The sequence below is a fragment of the Ensifer sp. Root142 genome (genome assembly GCF_001426785.1).
Classification (GTDB): domain Bacteria; phylum Pseudomonadota; class Alphaproteobacteria; order Rhizobiales; family Rhizobiaceae; genus Ensifer; species Ensifer canadensis.
On the sequence record NZ_LMFK01000014.1, the window covers coordinates 1 to 15,352 of the forward strand.

At 62.5% G+C, this 15,352-nt stretch carries 13 protein-coding genes; 6 read left to right on the forward strand and 7 right to left on the reverse strand.

Annotation, left to right across the window (positions count from 1 at the left end; all coding sequences use genetic code 11):
- Positions 1 to 161: 161 nt before the first annotated feature.
- Positions 162 to 1,901, forward strand: coding sequence for an L-arabinonate dehydratase (gene araD / locus ASD52_RS17315; RefSeq protein WP_057224999.1), 1,740 nt, complete (start codon positions 162 to 164; stop codon positions 1,899 to 1,901).
- Positions 1,902 to 2,211: 310 nt separating this feature from the next.
- Positions 2,212 to 3,798: a GMC family oxidoreductase gene (locus ASD52_RS17320; protein WP_057224980.1), complete on the forward strand. Its 1,587-nt coding sequence runs from the start codon at positions 2,212 to 2,214 to the stop codon at positions 3,796 to 3,798.
- Between the two features lie 172 nt (positions 3,799 to 3,970).
- Here ASD52_RS17320 and ASD52_RS17325 read toward each other — a convergent pair whose 3' ends face one another.
- The gene (locus ASD52_RS17325; RefSeq protein ID WP_025428038.1) at positions 3,971 to 4,312 is read right to left on the reverse strand and encodes a helix-turn-helix domain-containing protein; all 342 of its coding nucleotides are present in this window, start codon (positions 4,310 to 4,312) and stop codon (positions 3,971 to 3,973) included.
- A gap of 370 nt (positions 4,313 to 4,682) precedes the next feature.
- On the opposite strand from ASD52_RS17325, the gene ASD52_RS17330 reads away from it, so the two are divergent.
- Positions 4,683 to 5,057 carry a hypothetical protein gene (locus ASD52_RS17330; protein WP_025428037.1) on the forward strand — a complete coding sequence of 125 codons (375 nt, stop codon included), beginning with the start codon at positions 4,683 to 4,685 and terminating at the stop codon, positions 5,055 to 5,057.
- Positions 5,058 to 5,209: 152 nt separating this feature from the next.
- On the opposite strand, the gene ASD52_RS17335 is transcribed toward ASD52_RS17330, so the two are convergent.
- The 4 genes from ASD52_RS17335 to ASD52_RS17350 all read right to left on the reverse strand — a co-directional run bounded on the left by ASD52_RS17335 (position 5,210) and on the right by ASD52_RS17350 (position 9,715).
- A complete protein-coding gene (locus ASD52_RS17335; protein ID WP_025428036.1) occupies positions 5,210 to 6,037 on the reverse strand; it encodes a transglutaminase family protein in 828 nt (275 codons plus the stop codon).
- 16 nt (positions 6,038 to 6,053) lie between these two features.
- Positions 6,054 to 6,992, reverse strand: coding sequence for an alpha-E domain-containing protein (locus tag ASD52_RS17340; RefSeq protein ID WP_025428035.1), 939 nt, complete (start codon positions 6,990 to 6,992; stop codon positions 6,054 to 6,056).
- A 4-nt stretch (positions 6,993 to 6,996) separates the two neighbouring features.
- Positions 6,997 to 8,391, reverse strand: a complete 1,395-nt coding sequence (locus ASD52_RS17345) for a circularly permuted type 2 ATP-grasp protein (RefSeq protein WP_081788908.1) — start codon at positions 8,389 to 8,391, stop codon at positions 6,997 to 6,999.
- A 235-nt stretch (positions 8,392 to 8,626) separates the two neighbouring features.
- Positions 8,627 to 9,715: a putative sulfate exporter family transporter gene (locus ASD52_RS17350; RefSeq protein WP_081788880.1), complete on the reverse strand. Its 1,089-nt coding sequence runs from the start codon at positions 9,713 to 9,715 to the stop codon at positions 8,627 to 8,629.
- An 80-nt stretch (positions 9,716 to 9,795) separates the two neighbouring features.
- Between ASD52_RS17350 and ASD52_RS17355 the strand changes: the two genes are divergently transcribed.
- The 3 genes from ASD52_RS17355 to ASD52_RS17365 all read left to right on the forward strand — a co-directional run bounded on the left by ASD52_RS17355 (position 9,796) and on the right by ASD52_RS17365 (position 12,284).
- The gene (locus ASD52_RS17355) at positions 9,796 to 10,665 is read left to right on the forward strand and encodes a LysR family transcriptional regulator (RefSeq protein ID WP_025428032.1); all 870 of its coding nucleotides are present in this window, start codon (positions 9,796 to 9,798) and stop codon (positions 10,663 to 10,665) included.
- A 96-nt stretch (positions 10,666 to 10,761) separates the two neighbouring features.
- Entirely contained in the window at positions 10,762 to 11,250 is a 489-nt protein-coding gene (locus ASD52_RS17360; RefSeq protein ID WP_025428031.1) for a GyrI-like domain-containing protein, read from the forward strand.
- Between the two features lie 152 nt (positions 11,251 to 11,402).
- Positions 11,403 to 12,284, forward strand: coding sequence for a DMT family transporter (locus ASD52_RS17365; RefSeq protein WP_057224982.1), 882 nt, complete (start codon positions 11,403 to 11,405; stop codon positions 12,282 to 12,284).
- Between the two features lie 113 nt (positions 12,285 to 12,397).
- On the opposite strand, the gene ASD52_RS17370 is transcribed toward ASD52_RS17365, so the two are convergent.
- A complete protein-coding gene (locus tag ASD52_RS17370) occupies positions 12,398 to 13,948 on the reverse strand; it encodes a DEAD/DEAH box helicase (protein WP_025428030.1) in 1,551 nt (516 codons plus the stop codon).
- A 298-nt stretch (positions 13,949 to 14,246) separates the two neighbouring features.
- Entirely contained in the window at positions 14,247 to 15,350 is a 1,104-nt protein-coding gene (locus ASD52_RS17375) for a DNA alkylation repair protein (protein WP_057205781.1), read from the reverse strand.
- Between the last annotated feature and the right edge of the window lie 2 nt (positions 15,351 to 15,352).

Genomic DNA, 15,352 nt, shown 5'->3' on the forward strand with positions numbered 1-15,352 from the left:
CACGTGCCCTTCGGTGGCCGCAAGGGCTCCTCCCATGGCTCGCGCGAGCAGGGTCGCTACGCCGCCGAATTCTACACAACCGTCAAGACCGCATACACCCTGGCTTAATGGGCGCCGTCGCAGGCCCGCGTTACGGCGCGGGCCGCTCAAGGAAGGATAAGATGAAGAAGAAAGCTGAGTGGCCGCGCAAGCTGCGTTCGCAGGAATGGTTCGGTGGCACGGGGAAGAATGCCATCATGCATCGCTCCTGGATGAAGAACCAGGGTCTGCCCGCCGATACGTTCGACGGCCGGCCGATCATTGGCATCTGCAACACCTGGTCGGAACTGACGCCGTGCAACGCGCATCTGCGCGATCTCGCCGAGCGAGTGAAGCGCGGGGTCTACGAGGCGGGTGGTTTCCCGGTCGAATTCCCGGTGTTTTCCGTGGGCGAGAGCACGCTACGGCCGACGGCGATGATGTTCCGTAACCTCGCGGCCATGGATGTCGAAGAGGCGATCCGCGGCAATCCGGTCGATGGCGTCGTGCTGCTCGGCGGCTGTGACAAGACCACGCCGAGCCTGCTCATGGGGGCGGCGAGCGTCGACATCCCGGTCATTCTGGTCTCCGGCGGCCCGATGCTGAACGGCAAGTGGCGCGGCAAGGACGTCGGGTCCGGTACCGCCATCTGGCAGTTTTCCGAAATGGTGAAGTCCGGCGAGATGTCTCTGGCCGAATTCATGGATGCGGAGCAGGGCATGGCCCGTTCGGCCGGCAGTTGCATGACCATGGGCACGGCCTCGACCATGGCGTCGATGGCCGAAGCGCTCGGCATGACGCTGCCCGGCAATGCGGCAATTCCCGCTGTCGACGCCCGCCGGCGGGTGATCTCCCAGCTTTCCGGCCGCCGCATCGTCGACATGGTCAAGGAAGATCTGAAGCCGTCCGATGTCCTGACCAGGCAAGCCTTCGAAAACGCCATCCGCGTCAACGGTGCCGTCGGGGGCTCGACCAATGCCGTGCTGCATCTTCTGGCGCTCGCCGGTCGTATCGGCGTTGACCTGACGCTGGACGACTGGGACCGGCTTGGCCGCGACGTGCCGACGATCGTCAACCTGCAGCCGTCGGGCAAGCACCTGATGGAAGAGTTCTACTATGCAGGCGGTCTGCCGGTGGTCATTAGGGCGGTCGGCGAGATGGGCCTCCTCCACAAGGACGCCTTGACGGTTACCGGCGATACGATCTGGAACGGCGTCAAGGATGTCACCAACTACAATGACGATGTCATCGTGCCGCGCGAAAAGGCGTTGACGCAGTCGGGCGGCATCGCCGTGTTGCGCGGCAATCTGGCGCCCAAGGGCTGCGTACTGAAACCTTCGGCTGCGTCGCCGCACCTGATGCAGCACACGGGCCGCGCCGTCGTCTTCGAAAGCATCGAGGACTACCACGCCCGCATCAACCGCGACGATCTCGACATCGACGAGACCTGCGTCATGGTGCTGAAATACTGCGGCCCGAAGGGCTATCCCGGGATGGCCGAGGTCGGCAATATGGGGCTGCCGCCGAAGGTGCTGAAGAAGGGCATTACCGACATGATCCGCATTTCCGATGCGCGCATGTCGGGCACCGCCTATGGCACCGTCATCCTACACACCGCACCGGAAGCGGCGGACGGCGGCCCGCTGGCGCTGGTCGAGAACGGCGACATGATTGCGGTGGATGTTCCCGCCCGCACCATCCGGCTCGATGTTTCCGATGACGAACTGGCTCGGCGTCGGGCGGCGTGGGTTTCTCCGGTGAAGCCGCAAAAGGGCGGTTATGGCGGCCTTTACGTCAACACGGTGATGCAGGCCGACACCGGCGCCGACCTCGACTTCCTTGTCGGCACGCGCGGTTCTGTCGTCGAACGCGACAGCCACTAGCAGTTTGAGCCGCCACGGCCCGCCGATGCCGATTTATCCCGGCTTCGGCGGGCCGTGGTGGCTTTATTTTAGCGCATTCTTAAGATTGTCGAGTTCGCGAGTTTCACGCCGCCGGTATCCGGTGTAATGATGCAAGCGGAGTAGAATTTTGGGGACCGTGACGCTTTGCTCTCTTCCTGTCCGCAGGAGGCAGACGAGCGTCGCAGCATTGCATCTCAGACTATTGATTTAAGCTTCGTCTGTATTCGCGGGAGGTGTGTGTTGCTCTGCCGTGGTGCCGGTCGTTCACTTGCAGCAAAGCGGGTGATGCATGATCCTACGTGAACGGATCGATATTCCTGCCGACAAAACGTTCGACATTTGCATCGTCGGGGCCGGTGCGAGTGGATTGACGATCGCGTCGGATTTCGCCGGTGGACGCGTTTCCGTCTGCGTGCTCGAAAGCGGAGGGGCCGATGCGATCCCGACGGCCAGTGATCTCTCGGCGGGCGAAAGCACCGGGCTCACCTATGCCGAACTCGATACATGCAGGCTGCGCGGCTTGGGCGGCAGCACCCAGGCCCTGGGCTGGGGTGGTCTCTGCAAGCCGCTCGACGAGCAGGATTTCGCGGTACGCCCCTGGGTCCGGCACAGCGGCTGGCCCTTCGGCCGCGAGCATCTCCTTCCCTATTACCGACGCGCGCAGAAAACGCTAGGGATTGCGGATGTCGAGGCGCTTGGCCAGCGGCAGCCGCTGTTTCCGGGGAGGTCCGACATCATCTCCGTCGATCATCTCGAGCTCTGTCGGCACAATCGGCCCGGCAAACGCCTGCGTCATGCCCTCGAAAACGCTGACAATATCAGCATCCTTCTGCATTCCACGCTGCTCTATCTTTCGTTTGATGAAGAAAAGCGCACGGTCGGATCGGCTGTCGTCAAAAACGGGGCTGACGAAACCATTCACATCCGAGCGCGGACGTTCGTGCTTGCCGCCGGTGGCATCGAGAACGCGCGTCTCTTGTTGCTGAGCGGCGGACCGGGGAGCGACGACAGAACCACTGGGCGGTTTTTCATGGATCATCCGCGATTTTCCATCGGCACGCTGGTGCCGGCCAATGGCAGTGTTCTGAGAACTCTCAACGCTCTTGATCGAATCCGGATCGCGCGCGGCCAGCGGATCCGCGATGCGTTGAGTTACACGCGACAGCGCCCGTATCTCGTCAACGGGCTGACGCTGCCGGCGGAATTGCAGCAGCGCGAGGAGCTTCTCAATTATCGAGCATGGCTCGAGCCATGCTTCATCGGCCAGGACACAGCCAAGCTGCAGGCGATGAAAGAGAAACTGCTCGCTTACAGGGAGCAGCGGCTGCATGGCGTGGAGGCGAAGTCGGCGGTCCGCGCGGCGGGCAAGGAGGGTCTGGTCAGTTGGACCTGGCTCATGCATCTCGTGCGGCCCTCAAGCCTTCTGCGTTCCTTTCGCCTGCTTCACATCGTGGAGCCGGAACCGGAACCGGAAAGCCGCGTCATGCTGTCGAACAAGAAGGACCGTTTCGGATTGCCGATGGTCAATCTGCGCTGGCAGCTTTCGGCCAAAACGGTCGATTCCGTCATGCGTACGATCGCAATTTTAGGCAGCGAGTTGACGAAGACCGGCCTGGGCAAGCTGATCGTGAAACCAGAGGAATTGACCGGGCTCGAAAAGCCGATGTGGACCTGGCACCACATGGGCACGACACGGATGCACGTGGACCCCGGTCAAGGGGTCGTGGATACGCAATGCAAGGTCCACGGAACGGATAACCTTTTCATCGCTGGCAGTTCAGTTTTTCCGACGGCTGGAAATGATACGCCAACCCTTACCGTCGTGGCGCTCGCCCACCGCCTCGCCGACCATCTGCTGCAGGTGGTTGGCGGATAGCTTGTCGGTGACTGGGGCGGTCGACGCACCAGCCAGCGCAATCCTTCTCAAAGTTTCATCCGACCCCAGGAAAAACAGCTGCGCCGCGATCGTACGGCTTCATTTTTCCGTCGGCGCGCTGGCGCCGGCCAAATCCGGAAAGCCGCGTCATGCGGACGACCCTAAGCTGAATTTACGGCGTTTCAGGAGATGGTTCTGGGGGACCTTTAGGCACAGGCACGAGATGGAATTGCTCAGCCCAATGGCATAACCCCACCGCTCCAGCGTTGAGCGCTGTCCCGCTTTCCGTCAGTGAATAGACGACCTTGGTCGGGGAACCCGGATAGACTTTTCGGTTCACAAGCCCGTCGGCCTCCAGTTCACGCAATTGCTGCGTCAGCATCTTTTCACTGACCGCAGGGATAGACTGCCGCAGCCGGCCAAATCGACGGGGCGCTGTGCCGAGCTCGCAAAGGATAGTTATCTTCCACTTGCCGGCGACCATCTTCATCGCTGTCGAAAAACCATTGTCCATAGGCCAGTCCGTCCCATTCGCCTTACCTGCGGGTAACCACTTACGCTTCTGTGCGTATTGGCACAGTACTCTTCACATCGTAGCTCTCTCAACGGCAAGCGTACCGAGCGTTGTGCCGACCAATATGGGGTGTCGGAATGAGGCCTGCAATCAGTGTTTTGGGGACCGGACGCATGGGATCGAGGGACCGAACAGCATCTTGCGGCCAGCCAGCCGACCCCATGACGGCCAGCTGGTTCCGGCAAAAGAAGGAGGACGCGCTCGGGTCTTGTTGCCTGCGCAGCAATTCAAAGTGCTACAGCGACCTTTGGGCGTCAAATAAGACGCGCGGCGCTGTAGTCAGACCAATGATCCATAGGAGTAGAATAAAATGCCTTTAGCGCATCTCATCGATTCGTACTGCGCTGCATGGTCGAACGAGGACGGCGAGCAGCGGCGGGCGTTGCTGCTGCCGATCTGGGCCGACGGCGCAACGTATACGGATCCAACAGTTCATGCTGCTGGCGCAGAAGAACTGCTCGCGCACATCGCAGGAATACAGGCCAAGCATCCTGGTGCACGCATTGCACGGACAAGCGACGTGGATGTTCATCATGGGATCGCACGCTTCGCGTGGAGGTTTGTGATGCCGGACGGATCATCCTTCCCTGAGGGGCTGGACATCATCTTCCTCCACCCTGGGCAGGAGCGGATAACACGGGTCGTGGGCTTTTTCGGGCCGTTGGTAAGGTCTTCAGGGGCATAGGCCCCCAATGGCGTGCTGTGGAAGCCGATCTGCAAAGAGGGTGTCGGCCCGATGCACCGGCGTTTTCGGCATTCGATATCGTCGAACGAGATCGAGAATTGATGCCGGACGGAGTTCGATGGGGCGCACTGCGGTGCGCCCCATCGCCAACCTTATTGGCTTTGCGTCTGGCTCTGGCTTTGCGCCTGCTGCTCGACGGTCACCGATACCTTCAGCGTCTCGTTGGCCTCACCATGGATCAGACCCGATATCGGGGCCGCATCGCGGTAGCAGAGGCCGGAGGCGATGCGCACATAGCGGTCATCCGGGCAGATCTTGTTGGCGGCATCGAAGCCGACCCAGCCGAGGCCAGGCAGATGGATCTCGGCCCAGGCGTGGCTTGCTGTCTGCTCCGTTTGCCCTTCCATCATCAGGTAGCCTGAGATGTAGCGCGCCGGCATGTCGAGCGAACGTGCCGCCGAGATCAGGATATGGGCATGGTCCTGGCAGACGCCGTGGCCGGCCTCGAGCGCATCCTCGGCCGCCGTCTCGGCGTGGGTTTCGCCGGCCTTGTACTCCACCGCCTCATGGATCATCGCCATCAATGCATGCATGCGGGCAAGATCGGTGTCGCCCTCGGCCGATTTCGCCAGGTCGCGGATCAGCTTGCCCCCCTTGGTCAAAGGCGTTTCGCGGGCATAAAGCCAAAGCGGGACGTAGGACTGATGCGGGCCCAAGACGCCGTGGCGGTCCTCGGTGTGGACTTCGCCGCTGGCGGTAATGCGGATCGCCTCGCGGTCGCCATCGACGCTGACGAGATGGACGCGATTGCCGAAGTGATCGTCGTAGCTCACCTCCATCACAGCACCGTCGACGAGCGTCTGCCAGCCGAGCACGGTCTGGCCGACCCCGGTGATCGGCGTCAGGCGCAGCCGCTGCAGCGCATACTGCACCGGCTCGTCGTAGTGGTATTCGGTCGTATGGCTGATTTTCAGGTGCATGCTGTCCTCCCGAAATTCAGTTGAAACGATAGCCGTCGGAGATTTCCTGTCCCAGAAGATTGTTCTGGCTGATGAAATCCTCGAGATATTCGTGCAGGCCCTGGTCCATGATGTCGGTGATCGAGCGGCTGCGCAGCGCGGCCAGCGTACGTTCCGCCGTTTCGTGCGCCTCGTGGCGCTCGCCATATTCGCGCTCGAGATAGCCGAGGTTGCTGGCGATCTTTTCATAGCAATAGGCAAGCGAACGCGGCATGCGACCGTTGGAGATCAGGAAATGGGCGATATTCGCCGGCTTCAGTTCGGCATCATAGACCCAGCCGTAGGCGCGGTGGGCCGAGACCGAGCGCAGGATCGATTCCCACTGCACATTGTCCATCGACGAGCCGACGGCGGCGACCGCCGGCAGCAGTACGTAGTATTTGACGTCGAGGATGCGCGCGGTGTTGTCGGCCCGCTCGATGAAAGTGCCGATGCGTGAGAAATTGAAGATCTCGTTCCTGAGCATCGTGCCGTGGAAGGCGCCGCGGATGAGGCCGGCGCGACGCTTGATCGTGTCGATGATCTCCGGCATGTCGGTCGGACGCGCTTTCCTGGAGAGCATCGCCTTCATCTCGAGGTAGCATTCGTTGGTCGCTTCCCACGTCTCGCGCGTCAGCGCCGTGCGCACCATGCGGGCGTTGTGGCGGCCCGCCTCGATGCAGGACATCACGCTCGATGGATTGCTGCGGTCGCGCAGCAGGAAGTCGATGGCATCGATGCTCGTCAGCGCCTCGTGCACTTCGTCGTAGAGTTCGCGCACACCAGCGCTTTGCAGCACGCCGTCCCAATCGCCTTCCGTTGCGCCGCTGCGCGTCAGCGCCATGCGCAGGCCGGCATCGATTAGCCGGGCGCTGTTTTCGGCGCGTTCGATGTAGCGGAACATCCAGTAGAGACCGTTTGCAGTTCTTCCCAACATGGTCTCAGTCCTCCAGCACCCAGGTGTCCTTGGTCCCGCCGCCCTGGCTGGAATTCACGACAAGCGAACCAGCCTTGAGGGCGACGCGCGTCAGGCCGCCGGGAATGATCTGCACCTTGTCGGAGACAAGGACATAGGGACGAAGATCCACATGCCGGGGCGCGATGCCCTTGTTGACGAGGATCGGAACGGTCGACAGCGACAGTGTCGGCTGGGCGATGTAGTTGGTCGGGCGTGCCTTCAGCTTTTCGGCGAAGAGCGCGCGCTCCTTCTTGCTGGCTGTCGGGCCGACCAGCATGCCGTAGCCGCCGGAGCCGTGCACCTCCTTGACGACAAGTTCTTCCAGGTGTTCGAGCACGTATTTCAGGCTTTGCGGCTCGGAACAGCGCCAGGTCGGCACGTTTTCTAAGAGCGGCTTGCGGCCGGTATAGAACTCGACGATCTCGGGCATGTAGGAATAGATCGCCTTGTCGTCGGAGATGCCGGTGCCGGGCGCGTTGGCAATGGTGATGTTGCCGGCGCGGTAGACATCCATGATGCCGGGAACGCCGAGCGCGGACTCCGGGCGAAATGTAAGAGGATCGAGGAAGTCGTCGTCGACGCGGCGATAGAGGACGTCGATCGCCTCGTAACCGCGGGTCGTGCGCATCTTCACCTTGCCGTCGATCACGCGCAGGTCCGATCCCTCGACCAGCTCGACGCCCATCATGTCCGCTAGGAAGGCATGTTCGTAATAGGCGGAATTGTAGATGCCGGGGGTGAGAACGGCGACGCGCGGCTTGCCGCTGCAGCCGGGGGGCGCCAGCGACGCCAGGCTCTGGCGCAGCAGGTTGGGATAGTTCTCGACCGGGCGCACGCGGTTCTGATGGAAGAGTTCGGGGAACATCTGCATCATCGTTTCGCGGTTTTCCAGCATGTAGCTGACACCGGACGGCGTGCGGGCATTGTCCTCCAGCACGTAGAACTGATCCTCGCCGGTGCGCACGATGTCGGTGCCGACGATATGGGTGTAGACGCCGCCCGGCGGCCGGAAGCCGATCATCTGCGGCAGGAACGCCACGTTCTTCTCGATCAACTCGCGCGGCACCCGTCCGGCGCGGATGATCTCCTGCTTGTGGTAGATGTCGTCGAGGAAGGCGTTGAGGGCGATGACCCGCTGTTCGATGCCCTGGGCGAGCTTGCGCCATTCTCGACCTGAAATGATGCGGGGGATGAGGTCGAAGGGGATGAGCTTTTCGGAGCTGTCTGCGTGTCCGTAGACCGCGAAGGTGATGCCGGTTTTCCGGAAGATGTTCTCGGCGTCCTTTGATTTCGCTATGAGCCGATTTCTGTCCTGGCTGGCATACCATTCATGATAGGTCGAATATGGCTGGCGCGGACTGCTGTCCGCATTCATCATTTCGTCAAATGCCAAAGGCGTGATCCCCTTATTTTTGACCATTTGAGTACAACGCTGGATGCAATGCAAGAAGCGTGCACAGTCGCGGGACAAGAAAGTTTTGGCGCGTTATCCCGCCGCTTCCGGGCAAGGCGATGCTCAACAATGGGGCGGGGACGGCCAGTCACCCGATCGGCCCCGACTTTGGCGTCTTAGAAAATAAGCAAATGCTTGAAATTTGGGCGTGTCTGGGAAGCTAGCCCAGGCCGAACACGGTGATTGCGGCGGCTGCCAGACCGGCCAGAACCAGCAGCGACAGCATGGCGGCGGCGCTGGCGCGCGGCCCGGCATCGGCGAGCTTGCGGATGTCGACCTCCAGCCCGAGTGCCGCCATGGCGATGACGGTGAGCCATGTGGCGAGGTGAGCAGCACCGGCGGCGGCCGCGTCGGGGATCATCCCGCTGTTGCGGGCGACCGCCACGGCGAGGAAGCCGAGAATGAACCAGGGCACGAAATACGCAAACGTGGCAAGGCGCACGCGGCGATTGCCGGCAGGCAGGTTAGGCGCCAGGGGATGCGCCTCGCTCTCGCGGTTGATGATCGAGAAGCACAAGACGACCGGGCCGAGCATCAGCACGCGCACGAGCTTGACCAGCGTGCCGACCTGGACGGACAGGGCGCTGAACGGAGCGGCAGCGGCCAGTACCTGCGGTACGGCGTAGACGGTCATGCCGGCCAGAACGCCGAAGCCATAGGGCGACATGTCGAACCAGCCGCCGATCAGCGGCAGGGATAGAACGACGGCAATGCCGAGAATTGCGGTGAACGAGATGGCGGCGGCGACGTCATCGCCCTCAGCACCGATGGCCGGCGCGACGGCGGCGATCGCCGAATTGCCGCAGATGGCATTGCCGCAGGCGATCAGGGTCGCCATCCGCTTTGGCAAGCCGAGCAGCCGCGCTATCAGATAACCGGAGACGATCGACAGAAAGACGATGCCGACGATGGTTGCGAGCAGCACCGGGCCGCTTGCCAGGATCGCCTTGAAGCTGAGGGTCGCGCCGATGAGGACGATCGCCGCCTCCAGCAGCAGCCTGGAGGAAAAGCGGATGCCGGCCATCCAGCGATCGCCCGGTGTCCAGAAGGTGCGCAGCAGGGCACCGAGAAGGATGGCGATAACAAGCGCTTCCAGCCATGGCCGGCCGGTCCAGCTTGCCTCGAGGCGCTCAAGGCCGAAGGCGGCGAGTGCTACGAGACAACAGAGGATCAAACCCGGCGCGATGCGCGCTATGCGGGAAGAGAGCGTGGGTGCGGGGGCGGCCGATGGGGAATGCGATCTGGACATGGCCGCAACCTAGTCCGATTGATGAATCAGTCTAACGGATTGTTCTTGTCAATTCGATCGCTTTTTGCGATTGATTTTCCATGACCCTTGATCAACTTCGCATTTTCGTGGCTGTCGCCGAGCGTCTGCATATGACACGCGCGGCCGAGGCAATGAACGTCACGCAGTCTGCCGCCAGCGCGGCGATCGCGGCGCTTGAAACGCAACACAACGTCAGGGTGTTCGATCGCATCGGCCGCGGGCTGGCGCTGACGGAGGCGGGGAAGGCGTTTCTGCCGGAGGCGAAAGCCGTGCTTGCGCGCGCGACGGCTGCGACCGCTTGCCTCAACGACCTCTCGCATCTGCGCCGCGGCACGCTCGCGATCGCCGCAAGCCAGACGGTGGCAAGCTACTGGCTGCCGGCACGTCTCGCCCGCTTCACCCATGATTATCCGCATATCGACGTGAAGCTGACCGTGCGCAACACGGCGGTGGTCGCCGAGGCGGTCGAGGAGGGAACGGCGCAGCTCGGCTTCGTCGAGGGCAGGGTCGATGCGGAAAAGCTGGACCATCGCAGCGTGGCGGTCGACCGCATCGCGATCTATGCGCCACCCCGCCACCCGCTTGCCGGAAGGCCGGTCGATCTCGAAGCGCTGCTTGCCGCACGGTGGGTGTTGCGCGAGGAAGGATCGGGGACGCGGGCAATGTTCCTGCAATCGATGCGGGCACATGGTGCGGATATCGATCAGCTGAAGGTCGAACTCGAATTGCCGTCGAACGAGGCGGTACTGACGGCCGTCGAGAGCGGTCCCTTCATCACCGCCGTTTCCAGGCTCGCCGCCCAGCCTTTCGCCGATAGCGGCCGGTTGGTGGAATTGCCGTTCGAACTTGCCGAGCGCAGCTTCGAATTGTTGACGCATCGCGACCGCCAGTTCAGCCGCGCGGCCCGCGCTTTCGTCGATCTGCTCTAGGCGAACGCGAAGGCGATTGCCATCCGGTTCGGCTGCCCTAACAATAGTCGCGCCGGTCCCGGGCGGGCCGGTTCTGGTCTTGCCAGGAGGTGCACCGTGTTCGAAATCGTCGAAAGGCCGGCGCAGCGGATTGCCGGCTCCTTCTGGGAGGGGACCTTCGTCGAGGCGGCCGACGGGGCCGTTCGCCGGCTGATCGCTGAGATGCAGGAGCATCACCTGCGTGTCCATCCGAAGGACCATCCGACGCTCGTCGGTCTGTCGTGGAACGACCGTCCTGATGGCTTCCGCTATCTCGTCGGCTTTGTTTCCCAGACGGCGGAAACGACGCGTCACCCTGGCCATGTGGACCTACCGGCCATGCGTTTCGTCAGCGCCATGCACCACCCTGATGATGGCGACGTCTTCGCGCATTATCAGCACATGTTTGACTGGATCGGGTCTGAAGGGCTCGTGGTCGATACCGGCAGGCTGCACTATCGCGAAGAGTACGAGCCGGGCTTCGTCTCTCTCTCGCTGTCGTCGCTCAGGTTGATGGTTCCGATTACAGCGCCGCGCGTCAAACATGACGCGCAAAGGACGCTGTAACACTTTGAACTTGCTGCATAAGTTTGCCATTAATCGATTCCGATTTAAGGAACTATGCAGTAGCTGATCGTCAGTATCAGAAAAATTGCTTTGACCATCAACGCCCCCGCGTCTATCGCGGCTGACCTCCCTTTGCCCATTCGGATAGGTCAATGACACTCGCCCGCCTGGCTCCGGCCATCTTCGTACTGCTCTGGTCGACCGGTTGGGTCGTCGCCAAATATGCGGCCGTCTATGCCGATCCGCTGACGTTTCTGGTGCTGCGCTACACCCTGGCGATCCTGCTGTTCATCGGCTTCTGCCTGGTGACCGGGGCGAAATGGCCGAAGTCGTGGTCGGCCGCGGCCCATGCGGTCGTCTCCGGCATGTTTCTGCACGGGCTTTATCTCGGCGCCGTCTGGTGGGCGATCGGGCAGGGCGTGCCGGCTGCGATCTCGGGCATCATCGCCGGGTTGCAGCCGTTGATGACGGCCGTCGCCGCCTCCGTCGTCATCGACGAGAAGCTCAGCGTTCAGCAGAAACTCGGACTGGTGCTCGGCTTCTTCGGCATCGCGCTTGCCGTGCTGCCCAAGGTGTTTTCGATCGACACCGGCGCAACGCCGATCCACCTTTTCCCTGTCATCATCAACGTGCTCGGCATGGCCGCCGTGACCTACGGCACGCTCTACCAGAAGCGGCACCTCCAGAGCGGCGACATCCGTACGATCGCAGCGCTTCAATATCTCGGCGCCCTGATCGTCACGGTCCCGCTGGCCCTGGTGCTGGAGGATCTGCACGTCACCTGGAACCTGCAGATCTTTGCGGCACTCGCCTGGTCGGTGCTGGGGCTTTCCATGGGCGCGGTCGCGCTGCTGCTTTATCTGATCCGCCGCGGCCAGGTATCGCGCGCAGCCTCGCTCATCTATCTCGTGCCGCCGCTTGCGGCCGTGCAGGCATGGCTGTTCTTCGGCGAGGCGCTGACGCTGCCGATGATCATCGGCACGGTCATTGCCGTTGCCGGCGTCTATCTCACCAACCGCAAACAGCAGGCATAAAAAACGGCGGGCCGAAGCGACCCGCCGTTCTTATCACTTTGTTTTTACGCATTTCCTGATGGAAAACCTGCTTCGCAGGCTTTCTGAAAATGCGCTAGGCAATGTCTTGCCGATCAGCCCTGCTGGCCGCGGTTGCCGCCACCGGCGCCACGACGCATGCCGCCCTGGCCGCCTTCGCGGCGGTCGCCGGCCTGGCCTTCAGGGCGCGGGCCCTTGTTGCGCCATTCGCCCGGCTTCTGGCCGGGACGACCGTGGTGCTTCTTGGGTTCGTGGTTGCGGTTGCCTTCCGAACGGCCGTCGGCGTGGGGCTGGCCAGCCGGACGCTGATCGCGGCGGTCCTGCTTCGGGCGGTCGTCGCGCAGAAGATCGTCACCGGCAAAGCTGCTTGGAGCCAGTGCCGACTGGCGAGCCGGGCGTTCGCGGCGCGGGCGGGCGTCCTGACGCTGGCCGCCGCCGCCATTGCCGCGGTGCTGGCCGTTGCCATTGCCGTTGCCGCGACCGCCGCGTCCCTTGGACGGACGGGCCTGGTCGGCAGGCGCTTCGCCGCTGGCAACCGCGATGTTGATGCCCATCAGCTTCTCGATGTCGCGAAGCAGGCGGATTTCGTCCGGTGCGCAGAAAGCGATCGCGATGCCGTCGCGGCCGGCGCGGGCAGTACGGCCGATGCGGTGAACGTAGGCATCGGGAACTTCCGGCAGGTCGTAGTTGTAGACGTGGGTGACGCCGGGGATGTCGATGCCGCGGGCAGCGACGTCGGTTGCCACGAGCACGCGGATCTCACCGTCACGGAAGGACTTGAGCGCACGCTCACGCTGGCCCTGGCTCTTGTTGCCATGGATCGAGGCGGCCTTGAAGCCGACGTGGTCGAGATGCTTCATCAGCTTCTCGGCGCCATGCTTGGTACGGCTGAAGATCAGCGACAGGCCATCCGGATTGTCGGTCAGGGTCTTCTTGAGGATGGTCGTCTTCAGGTCCTTGCCGGGGACGAAATGAACATACTGTTCGACCTTGTCGGCGGCCTTGCCCGGAGGCGTCACCTGAACCTTGACCGGGTCGGTCAGATATTCGCCGGCGAGTTCAGCGATCAGCTTCGGCATCGTCGCCGAGAACAGCAGCGTCTGGCGGTTCTTCGGCACGAGCTTCGAAATCTTGCGCAGGTCATGGATGAAGCCGAGATCGAGCATCTGGTCGGCTTCGTCGAGCACGAGGTAGCGACCCTGGGTCAGCGTCACGGCCTTGCGGTTGATGAGGTCGAGCAGGCGGCCCGGCGTTGCGACCAGGATGTCGACGCCGCGGGCGAGCTGTTCGGTCTGCTTGTTGATCGAGACGCCGCCGACGACAACGCCGATCTTCAGCGGGGACTTCTTGACGAACAGCTTGAGGTTGGCTGCGATCTGGTTGACCAGTTCGCGGGTCGGCGCCAGCACCAGGGCGCGGATGTTGCGCGGGTCGGGGCGCTTGCCGTCGGCAACGAGCTTTTCGATCATCGGCAGGCCGAAGGCGGCCGTCTTGCCGGTTCCGGTCTGGGCGAGACCGATGAGGTCGTGGCCCTTCAACACCAGCGGAATGGCCTGCGCCTGGATCGGCGTCGGCTTTTCGAAGCCGTTGGCGGACAGGGTCTCCAGAATGTGTTCGGAAAGACCAAGATCTTTGAAGGTGGACAAATGTATATACCTTTTGGGGGCGCCAAACGCATTCGCCGGAACCGCTATCTGCTGTTCCGGTGTCGTTTGGCGTCAAGAACCCCGCGTGAATTGGGAACTTGTGGGTTAAGAAAAAAGTCGTCAAGCGCCTGTGCTGTCGCCGGTTACGGCGTATGGTTGCGCTTTTCCTTCTTCACGGCTTTCTGTGTTGCCGAGGGCGCGCTCACGCGGCGGCCTGAAGGTGACGCTGCGTCCATGTCGTCGTTTTGGCCCCAAAAGTCAAGGTCCATCTTTTCGCAGGTGCGAAATGAGGTGGGGGCTATTCGGCGACCGACAGCTCGAAATCGGCGTCGGCAGCCTCCTGGCCGTTGACGAGGATCACCACGCGATGGGTGCCGGAATAGTAACGACGGGTTGTGATTGGCCGAATCGCGTGACGCTTTTCGATCCTGATCGTCGCGCCCGGCTCCAGCGTCGCCGATGTCCACTTGAACACCTTGGGCGAGGTCGTGCCATTCGCTTTGCGGTGGTGTACGGCGTAGTCGATCATGATCTTCTGGGTGGTCTTCGCGGTGTGCCTGACCGAAAGCTTGAAGACGAGGCTTTCGCCGAGCGCGATGTCCGACCGGTCGAGCGAGAAGGCTGCGTCTATGCCGGCGGGTGCGGCAAAGCCGAAGTTCGAAAGAGCTGCCTCATGTCCCTGTTTCAGAAGCGTTCGCGAGGCATGGCGCAGCAATTGCTGCCGCTCCGGCGAGGCACCCACCATGTGTTCGGCCACGAAACCGGCCACCAGATCCGGGTGATCCTTGGCAATGTCGTTGAGGCTGTTGGCAACCGAGCGGCGCACATAGTCCTCGGGGTCGTCGAGGAGGGCCGTCAGGATCGGCAGGATCGGCTGGGGATCGCGGATGAGCTTCGGCAGCCGCATTGCCCAGGGCAGGCGCGGGCGGGTGCCTTCGCTCGCCAGACGCCTGACATGGTGATTGGCGTCCGTTACCCATGAGCCGATGATCGTGAGCGCCCGCTCCTGGTCCGTGTCGATGAACACGCGGATACCGAACTCGGAGGTGAAGTGCGGCGTCAAAGCGCGCAGCAGCCACAGCGATAGCTCGAAATCGCCAAGCCCGCGTGCGGCGACATATTGGCTGACGGGCAACAGGGTCCAGCCGCTGAGGCCGGGCCTCTCGTCGGTGTGCAGACAATCGCCAAGCTTTGCCGCGGCTTGCGGGAAGGACTGCGGTAGGGTTTCGATGAGCGCATCGCGGATCTGCAGCGATCGTTGCATCAGTTCCAGTGCCTCGAGATTGTCGCTGGCAAGCGCCTCGAACCTTTTGCGGTCGAATGTCGGGCAGACCGCGCTCAGGCGGTCTGCGATGGCGGTGACGACGCCCGGATGCAACAGGTTTTTCAGTGGCTCCGCCATCT

Bases quoted from the DNA above. Each gene is read 5' to 3' on its own strand.
- araD (WP_057224999.1), top strand. From the start codon at position 162: ATGAAGAAGAAAGCTGAGTGGCCGCGCAAGCTGCGTTCGCAGGAATGG.
- ASD52_RS17320 (WP_057224980.1), top strand. From the start codon at position 2,212: ATGATCCTACGTGAACGGATCGATATTCCTGCCGACAAAACGTTCGAC.
- ASD52_RS17325 (WP_025428038.1), bottom strand. From the start codon at position 4,312: ATGGACAATGGTTTTTCGACAGCGATGAAGATGGTCGCCGGCAAGTGG.
- ASD52_RS17330 (WP_025428037.1), top strand. From the start codon at position 4,683: ATGCCTTTAGCGCATCTCATCGATTCGTACTGCGCTGCATGGTCGAAC.
- ASD52_RS17335 (WP_025428036.1), bottom strand. From the start codon at position 6,037: ATGCACCTGAAAATCAGCCATACGACCGAATACCACTACGACGAGCCG.
- ASD52_RS17340 (WP_025428035.1), bottom strand. From the start codon at position 6,992: ATGTTGGGAAGAACTGCAAACGGTCTCTACTGGATGTTCCGCTACATC.
- ASD52_RS17345 (WP_081788908.1), bottom strand. From the start codon at position 8,391: ATGATGAATGCGGACAGCAGTCCGCGCCAGCCATATTCGACCTATCAT.
- ASD52_RS17350 (WP_081788880.1), bottom strand. From the start codon at position 9,715: ATGTCCAGATCGCATTCCCCATCGGCCGCCCCCGCACCCACGCTCTCT.
- ASD52_RS17355 (WP_025428032.1), top strand. From the start codon at position 9,796: ATGACCCTTGATCAACTTCGCATTTTCGTGGCTGTCGCCGAGCGTCTG.
- ASD52_RS17365 (WP_057224982.1), top strand. From the start codon at position 11,403: ATGACACTCGCCCGCCTGGCTCCGGCCATCTTCGTACTGCTCTGGTCG.
- ASD52_RS17375 (WP_057205781.1), bottom strand. From the start codon at position 15,350: ATGGCGGAGCCACTGAAAAACCTGTTGCATCCGGGCGTCGTCACCGCC.